Here is a 1,408-nt window from a genome sequence, read left to right as displayed (position 1 = left end):
GCGCCGCAGTTTGTCGTAGACGAGCGTGTGCAAGGCGGTGACCTTGGCGGTGGTGGCAGCCGGACGACAACGGCAAGCCCCCTCACGCCACCCGCATCGACCTGCACTGGCCGGCCGGCCTGCCGGACGGCGCCCGGCACGGGTTCACGCCCGCGCAGCGGGAGCGCCTGGAGGCCGCCCTCCCGGCGATGGCCCGCCGTCTGGCGGACGCGCTGCCCGACCAGGCCCGCCGCGTTCACATCCTCGGCTTCGAAGAGCTGATGTACGCCCCGCTCCGGCTCGCCCGCGAGCTGGAGCGGACCACCGGCATCGAGGTCCGCTACTCCACCACCACCCGTTCCCCCGTCCTCCCCGTCGACGACCCCGGCTACGCGATACGCACCCGCCTCGCCTTCCCCGCCCACGACGACCCCGCCGACGGCCCCGGCGAGCGGTACGCCTACAACGTCGCGGGCGCCGGATTCGACGCCGTCGTCGCGGTGGTCGACTCGGCCGCGGACACCCCCGCACTGCACACGCCCGACGGCCTGCTCGCCCGGCTCGCCGCGCACACCCCCGAGGTCCTCCTCGCCGTCGTACCGTCGTACGCCCCTGAAAGGCCCCGCATGCTGCCCGAGCCCCTCCGCGGCCCCGACTTCTCCTCGTACGCGCCCGAGGAGGTCGGCTGGCTGCTCCAGGACCTCTCGGACGTGACGCTGGAGGCGCCGACCGAGGAGCGCGAGGAGGCGATCCAGAGCGGCGGCGCGCACTACGCGGAGTCGCTGCCCGTGGAGTACCAGCCGAGCGAGCAGTACCAGGAGCTCTTCCACGCCGCGCTCAAGGACTCGGCGGCCCGTATCGCCCAGGCGGTCGGCGTCGTCACCGAGACGGTGCTCGCCGAGCGGTCCCCGCGCCCCGTGCTGGTCTCCCTGGCCCGCGCCGGCACCCCCGTCGGCATCCTCATGCGCCGCTGGGCCCAGCACCGGCACGGCCTCGACCTGCCGCACTACGCCGTGTCGATCGTCCGCGGCCGGGGCATCGACGCCAACGCGCTGCGCTGGCTCGCCGAGCACCACGACCCCCGGGACGTCGTCTTCGTCGACGGCTGGACCGGCAAGGGCGCCATCACCCGCGAACTGGCCCAGGCCCTTCAGGAGTTCGAGAAGTCCGACGGCGTCACCGGCTTCAGCCCCGAGATCGCCGTCCTGGCCGACCCGGGCTCCTGCGTGCGGACCTACGGCACCCGCGAGGACTTCCTCATCCCCTCGGCCTGCCTCAACTCCACCGTCTCCGGCCTGATCTCGCGGACCGTGCTCCGCGCCGACCTGGTCGGCCCGCACGACTTCCACGGCGCGAAGTTCTACCGCGAACTCGCCGCCACCGACGTCTCGGTGACCTTCCTGGACGCCGTGTCCGCCCGCTTCCCCGA

At 73.8% G+C, this 1,408-nt stretch carries 1 pseudogene; it reads left to right on the top strand.

Annotated features, from left to right (window positions below):
- Positions 1-86: 86 nt before the first annotated feature.
- Positions 87-1,408, top strand: a pseudogene (locus tag ABT116_RS46320) (cysteine protease StiP domain-containing protein); the annotation flags it as partial.

The organism is Streptomyces sp. NPDC002130 (genome assembly GCF_040296465.1).
In the GTDB taxonomy this organism is placed as follows: domain Bacteria; phylum Actinomycetota; class Actinomycetes; order Streptomycetales; family Streptomycetaceae; genus Streptomyces.
Note: the sequence above shows the minus strand (reverse complement) of the source record. Positions and strands in the feature narration are given on the sequence as shown.